We start from the raw sequence: 6073 nt of genomic DNA, 5'->3' as shown, positions 1-6073 counted from the left end.
TTTTTAAATTTGGTGCAATTCGTGCGATTGTTTGCTAAATTCTACCTTTACAAAATTTTACTAGCAAGCATAAAAGATAACGCCATACAAATAGTGAACAAAATGGGCTATAACGTAGAAAAAGGTAACAAAGAGCTACTAATTAAGATAAATTTTGCCCTAAATGAGCTTAGCAAAGAAGGAGCTTTAAGCGAAATTTCGCTTAAATACTTCGGCAAAGATATTTCTAAATAAGGAGAATCAATGAATTTTAAGCCCATTTTTGGCTTGATCGCAGGTGCTTTTTTAGCTTTAAATTTAAATGCTTCAACTATCAAAAAAGGCGAACTTATCGTCGCAACTGAAGGTACTTACTCACCTTACTCATTTTATGATGAAAAGGGTGAGCTAGTAGGATACGACGTAGATATCGCAAGAGCGGTAGCACAAAAGCTAAATTTAAAAGTTGAGTTTCTAACAGCCCCTTGGGATGCGATGCTTGCGGCTTTTGATGCTGGTAAGGCCGATGTTGTATTTAATCAAGTTAGTATAAACGAAGATAGAAAGAAAAAGTATGGTATGAGCGTGCCTTACACTATGCCATATCCGGTAATTGTCGTGCATAAAGATAATAACGACATAAAAAGTTTTGCTGATCTAAAGGGCAAAAAAAGCGTGCACTCTGCAACTAGCAACTGGGCAGCGATAGCCGAGAAAAACGGCGCAACAGTGGTCGTAGCTGATGGCTTTAGCAAAGGCGTGGAGCTTATCATTTCAAAAAGAGCTGACGATACGATAAATGACAACGTCACATTTTTTGACTACATCAAACAACGCCCAAATGCGCCACTAAAAATCGCATACACAAGCAACGAGCCGATGCCAACAGCTGCAATCGTTAAAAAAGGCAACACTGAGCTATTAGAGGCGATAAACAAAGCGCTTGATGAACTAAAAGCCGAGGGTAAGATAAGCGAAATTTCGATGAAATATTTTGGAAAAGATATTTCAAAATAAAGGATCAAAATGAAATTTACAAATTTATTAAAAGTAGTAGCAGTGCTTGCAATGGCTCTAAATTTGCAAGCAAAAACTATAAAAGATGGCGTGCTAACAGTAGCAACAGAAGGCACTTACGCACCTTTTACATTTTATAATGACAAAAATGAGCTAGTAGGATACGACGTAGATATCGCAAGAGCGGTAGCACAAAAGCTAAATTTAAAAGTTGAGTTTCTAACAGCCCCATGGGACGCGATGCTAGCAGCATTTGACGCTGGCAAAGCAGACGTTGTGTTTAACCAAGTAAGTATAACCGATGAGAGAAAGAAAAAATATGCTTTTTCAGTGCCTTATACTGTGACATTTGGCGCTATCATCACTAGAAAAGACAATAACGACATCAAAAGTTTTGCTGATCTAAAAGGCAAAAAAGATGCCGACTCAGCAACTAGCAACTGGGCGAAAGTCGCCGTAAAATACGGTGCTGAGCTAGTTGTGACTGATAGCTATGCTAAAAGTATGGAGCTTCTTATATCAAGACGCGTAGATGCTGTTGTAAGAGACAACATCGTATTTTACGACTTCATAAAAGAGCGTCCAAACGCACCTGTAAAGATAGCCGCCTCACTTGATGAAAAAGACTACACAGCAGCAGCTGTTAAAAAGGACAACGCCGAACTCGCAGAGCAAATTTCAAATGCTCTAAACGAACTTTCAAAAGAAGGCAAACTAGAAGCTATCTCAAAAAGCTACTTTGGCAAAGACGTCTCAAAATAAATTTATAAATTAACAAGACAAAAATGGAAAATTTAGATAGAGTGATCGAGCTTGTTTCAAGCTCGACGCTACCGATGATCATCGCGCTTTTAAAAGTGACGATCCCACTTACTTTACTCTCGTTTTCACTAGGGCTTGTCATCGCCATTATCACAGCAGTAGCAAGGCTTTCAAATATAAAAATTTTAAAATTTATATTTGCCACCTATGTTTGGATATTTCGCGGCACGCCACTTCTTGTGCAGCTTTTCATCGTATTTTACGGGCTTCCTAGCATCGGAGTCACGCTTGATACTTGGAGTGCTGCTACTATAGCATTTAGCCTAAACGTAGGCGCTTACGCCTCCGAGTCTGTAAGGGCTGCCATACTTTCTGTGCCAAAAGGTCAGTGGGAGGCTGCCACATCGCTTGGCATGACGCACTATCAAATTTTAAAGCGTATCATCGCGCCTCAAGCGGTGAGGATCTCGTTGCCACCGCTTTCTAACACATTTATAGGCCTTGTTAAAGATACTTCACTAGCAGCTTCTATAACGATGGTAGATATGTTTATGGTCGCTCAAAGGATCGCAGCAAGGACCTTTGAGCCACTCATCCTCTACATCCTAGCAGCACTTATCTACCTGGTGGTTTGCACACTCTTAACCTATCTTCAATCAAGGCTTGAAAAAGCTGTCTCAAGGTATGTCTAATGGCTATAAATTTTAAAAATATAAGCAAATCTTACGGCGATCATTTGGTGCTAGATAACATAAACACAAGCTTCAAAGAGGGACAAACGACCGTGATCGTTGGCTCATCTGGTTGTGGCAAATCAACGCTTCTTAGATGCATAAATTTACTTGAGATCCCACAAAGTGGAGTTTTAGAGATAGATGACAGAGCTGTAAATTTTAAAGAGAAGCTTAGCTCAAAAGAGCTTTTAGAAATTCGCAAAAAAACAGGTATGGTCTTTCAAAGCTTTAACCTCTTCCCGCACCTAACAGCACTTCAAAATGTCACCGAAGCTCCAATCTACGTTCAAAAAAAGGATAAAAACGAAGCAATAAAAGAGGCAAAAGAGCTTTTAGCTAAAGTGGGGCTTAGCCACAAAGAAGATACCTATCCAAACAGGCTCTCTGGCGGACAAGCACAGCGTGTAGCCATCGCTAGAGCCCTGGCTGTAAATCCATACTTTTTACTGCTTGATGAGCCTACAAGCGCGCTTGATCCAGAGCTTGAAGCCGAAGTTTTAAAGGTTATTTTATCTCTTGCAAAAGAGAAAAAGTCTATGATCATTGTCACTCATAATATGAATTTTGCTAGAAAGATAGCTGATAGAATTTTGTTTTTAGATAAAGGTGTGATCGCATTTGATGGTTTGGTAGATGAGTTTTTCAATAGCCAAAACGAAAGAATAAAAAGCTTCATCTCAGCTATGGATATATGAAAATTTTAGCTAGAAAATCTAGCTAAAATTACATTAAGCAAAGTGAGGTTTTATCTGCTCGATCCAAGCTGAAATTCTACCCTCAGTTTTGTCACTTTGGTTATCAGCATCAAGTGCTAGACCTACAAATTTTCCATTTCTAACAGCATCAGAGCCATCAAATGTATAGCCATCAGTGCTAACCTCACCAACTACCTTTGCGCCAGCTTTTACGACCTCATCATAAAGCTTTGCCATGCCGTTACAGTACTCATCAGAGTAGCTCTCGCTATCACCCATACCAAAAACAGCGACTGTTTTTCCGCTTAGATTTAATGTTTTAAAGTCAAACGCATCCCAGTCATCTTGAAGATCGCCACTACCCCAGGTTGATGTACCAAGGATGAGCTTATCAAAGCTATTTAGTTTCGCTGCGTCTACATCAGCAACGTTTAAAAGCTCATTTTCAAGGCCTAGACCCTCACTTATAAGTTTTGCTGCATCTTCGGTATTTCCCATGCTACTTCCATAAACTATACCTATCATTTTTATCCTTTTTAAAAAATTTTACTAATAATCGTATAAGGCACAAGCTTGATCAAACCTCTCGCACAACAGTGCCTAACCTCAACGTGTCGCCTAAATTCCTCATTTCTAGGAAAAACAATATAAACCATCTCGCACTCGTGACCAAGCACACCGACAGCTCTATCTATATCGTCGTTTAAATTTCTCATATCATCAAAGCTCACTTTTTTAAAGCTTGGCATGACACTGAGTAAATTTTTACCATCTTTTTTGACCGAAATGACACCGCCATTTAGAACAACCTCTTTGTCTTGATGGCGGAGGCGTATTTTATCATAAACAAATTGACAAAACATCTGTGCCGCATCCATGCAAAACTCAAATTTCCCACTTACATAAAGCATTTTTATCATCTTTGCAGCCACCATTTTTGGCTCTTTTGCTATAAATTTTATCTTTGAAAAGTCACCTTTTAAATAAGCATTTATGATGATATTTGATGAAATACAAAAGCGATCTGCTGGCTTAAAATTTAAACATTTCTCACGAAGTAGGAAATTTATCCTAGCCTCAAAAATTTCTTTGAAATTTAGAAATTTAGCGTAAGAAAGTGGTATTTTTAGCTCACTTTCTACGCCAGAATTATAAAGTGCAATAAAAATTTTTGCACGTGAAAGCCTATCAAGCTTTGCAAAAATATTTGGAGTTATTTCGCCAATATCTGATAAAAGCCCGAATCTCATTGATTATTCTTTGCATCCAAATTCCTTATCTAGCCCAAAGACCTTGCAGTACTCGCAAAATACGCAACTAACGCTTCTTTTTGCACAAACAATTGGAATATTTCTCTTTTTTGCTTGAGTTTTAATAGTCTTCATCGTGTTGTGGTTTAAAAAACTAGTTAGCATCACCACGCACTCAGTATCTTGAGGGATTGGCTTGCGATTTACACGGTTTTCATTTCTAGCATCCCAGTGTTCTATCTTCTCAGCTCCCAAATCATGTAAAACTGCCTTGATAGGCGTTATCTCATCTGCACCGATAACTAAAACTGACATAATAAGCTCCTAAAATTTATTCATTTTCTGATAATGATTATAAGGAAGTTTAACTAAAATTTTTCTTAGTTATGATATTTATTATCACTTATATGTAGAAATTTGTAACGTTTTGCTTAGAATATTTAAACATCTAAATTCTCTTAACCTTAGATACCGCAAACAAAAATATGATAAGTCCGCTTGCGGCAAAAAAACTACCAACATTCCCGATATTTTGCTCGCCTAAATGAACTATCGTTTGATGCCCTATTAGCGCCCCTGCTCCGATGCCTATGTTATAAATAGCCGAAAATATCGCCATTGCGGCATCAGTTGCATTTGAGGCTAAATTTAGCACTTTTATTTGAAAGCTCATATTTACACCAGCTATGCCAAGCCCCCAAATAAAGGCCAAAACTAGCATTAAAACTTCATTTTTAGCAATAAAATTTAACAAAAGCAAGCAACATAAAATAAGCATAATAGAAATTGCAGAAAATGCATTTGGAATAAGCTTATAAAATTTAGAGAAAAGCAGGCTTGCGACTACACCAGCAACGCCAAATATAAGCAAGAATATTGTGATAAATTTTCCATCAAAGCCACTGATATCTTTTGCAAATGGCTCAATGTAGCTATAAGTGCTAAAATGCGCGCTTATGATAATTGCCGTTAGTAAAAATATGACCATTAAAAGGCCATTTCTTGCAAGCTCTGGCAAGCTTTTAAGTGAGCCTGAGTTTTTACTTGGCAGAAGTGGCAAAATTTTATATAGCCAAACTCCAACACCAACAGCAAAAATTCCGATCAGTCCAAAGGTCACACGCCAGCCAAGTGCGTCACCTAAAATTCTTCCAAGTGGCAGACCAAGTATCATCGCTAGTGATGTACCAAGAGCTAGCAATCCAAGAGCTTGCGAGCTTTTATTTATCGGAGCTAGCCTAACAGCAAGTGAAGCAGTGATAGCCCAAAAAATGGCATGGGCAATAGCTATCATCAACCGAGCAATAATTAAAATTTTAAAATTCCAAGCAAAGGCGCAAAGCATATGAGCTACAACAAATACGATAAAAACTTTTAAAAGAAGAGATTTTCGTTCTAAATTTGCAGTTAAAAGCATAAGCGGTAAAGAGAGTATAGTGACGCTCCACGCATAAATCGTGATGATAAGACCAGTATCGGCGGTGCTCATATCAAAGTCTTTTGCAATATCACTTAAAAGTGGCACTGGGACAAACTCAGTAGTGTTAAATATAAAAGCACAAAAAGCAAGAGCTATAACCCTTAAATAGGCTACCCTATGAACACTTATCAAATTTTATCCTTAAATTTTTTCATT

The 6073-nt window shown here is 37.9% G+C and carries 9 protein-coding genes; 5 read left to right on the top strand and 4 right to left on the bottom strand.

Going from position 1 to position 6073, the window contains the following annotated elements; all coding sequences use genetic code 11:
* The 5 genes from FZ949_RS09655 to FZ949_RS08150 form a co-directional block, all read left to right on the top strand.
* A partial coding sequence (locus tag FZ949_RS09655; RefSeq protein ID WP_410369084.1) for a transporter substrate-binding domain-containing protein occupies positions 1-234 on the top strand: 234 nt, incomplete at its 5' end.
* Positions 235-243: 9 nt separating this feature from the next.
* Positions 244-996 (top strand): amino acid ABC transporter substrate-binding protein, encoded by a 753-nt coding sequence (locus FZ949_RS08165; protein ID WP_084041921.1) that lies wholly within the window; start codon positions 244-246, stop codon positions 994-996.
* Positions 997-1005: 9 nt separating this feature from the next.
* The gene (locus FZ949_RS08160; RefSeq protein WP_103579481.1) at positions 1006-1758 is read left to right on the top strand and encodes an amino acid ABC transporter substrate-binding protein; all 753 of its coding nucleotides are present in this window, start codon (positions 1006-1008) and stop codon (positions 1756-1758) included.
* Between the two features lie 23 nt (positions 1759-1781).
* Positions 1782-2450 (top strand): amino acid ABC transporter permease, encoded by a 669-nt coding sequence (locus FZ949_RS08155; RefSeq protein WP_021089366.1) that lies wholly within the window; start codon positions 1782-1784, stop codon positions 2448-2450.
* Positions 2450-3187 (top strand): amino acid ABC transporter ATP-binding protein, encoded by a 738-nt coding sequence (locus tag FZ949_RS08150; RefSeq protein ID WP_103579479.1) that lies wholly within the window; start codon positions 2450-2452, stop codon positions 3185-3187. The genes FZ949_RS08155 and FZ949_RS08150 overlap by 1 nt, the downstream gene beginning before the upstream one ends.
* 33 nt (positions 3188-3220) lie before the next feature.
* Here the strand turns inward: FZ949_RS08150 and fldA are convergent, their stop codons facing one another.
* From fldA to FZ949_RS08130, 4 genes are all read right to left on the bottom strand, one after another.
* Positions 3221-3712 (bottom strand): flavodoxin FldA, encoded by a 492-nt coding sequence (gene fldA / locus FZ949_RS08145; RefSeq protein ID WP_103579478.1) that lies wholly within the window; start codon positions 3710-3712, stop codon positions 3221-3223.
* An 11-nt stretch (positions 3713-3723) separates the two neighbouring features.
* Positions 3724-4437: a UDP-N-acetylmuramate--alanine ligase gene (locus tag FZ949_RS08140; RefSeq protein ID WP_103579477.1), complete on the bottom strand. Its 714-nt coding sequence runs from the start codon at positions 4435-4437 to the stop codon at positions 3724-3726.
* Positions 4438-4440: 3 nt separating this feature from the next.
* Entirely contained in the window at positions 4441-4752 is a 312-nt protein-coding gene (locus FZ949_RS08135) for a DUF2325 domain-containing protein (protein WP_002939277.1), read from the bottom strand.
* Positions 4753-4885: 133 nt separating this feature from the next.
* Positions 4886-6049, bottom strand: a complete 1164-nt coding sequence (locus tag FZ949_RS08130) for a sugar transporter (protein WP_103579476.1) — start codon at positions 6047-6049, stop codon at positions 4886-4888.
* Positions 6050-6073: the final 24 nt, after the last annotated feature.

Origin of the sequence: Campylobacter concisus (assembly GCF_902460545.1) — a bacterium.
Lineage (GTDB): Bacteria > Campylobacterota > Campylobacteria > Campylobacterales > Campylobacteraceae > Campylobacter_A > Campylobacter_A concisus_AE.
This window is presented reverse-complemented; position numbering and strand designations above follow the sequence as displayed.

Coding starts and splice junctions, on each gene's coding strand:
- fldA (WP_103579478.1), bottom strand. CDS start 3,712: ATGATAGGTATAGTTTATGGAAGTAGCATGGGAAATACCGAAGATGCA.
- FZ949_RS08155 (WP_021089366.1), top strand. CDS start 1,782: ATGGAAAATTTAGATAGAGTGATCGAGCTTGTTTCAAGCTCGACGCTA.
- FZ949_RS08140 (WP_103579477.1), bottom strand. CDS start 4,437: ATGAGATTCGGGCTTTTATCAGATATTGGCGAAATAACTCCAAATATT.
- FZ949_RS08165 (WP_084041921.1), top strand. CDS start 244: ATGAATTTTAAGCCCATTTTTGGCTTGATCGCAGGTGCTTTTTTAGCT.
- FZ949_RS08160 (WP_103579481.1), top strand. CDS start 1,006: ATGAAATTTACAAATTTATTAAAAGTAGTAGCAGTGCTTGCAATGGCT.
- FZ949_RS08150 (WP_103579479.1), top strand. CDS start 2,450: ATGGCTATAAATTTTAAAAATATAAGCAAATCTTACGGCGATCATTTG.
- FZ949_RS08135 (WP_002939277.1), bottom strand. CDS start 4,752: ATGTCAGTTTTAGTTATCGGTGCAGATGAGATAACGCCTATCAAGGCA.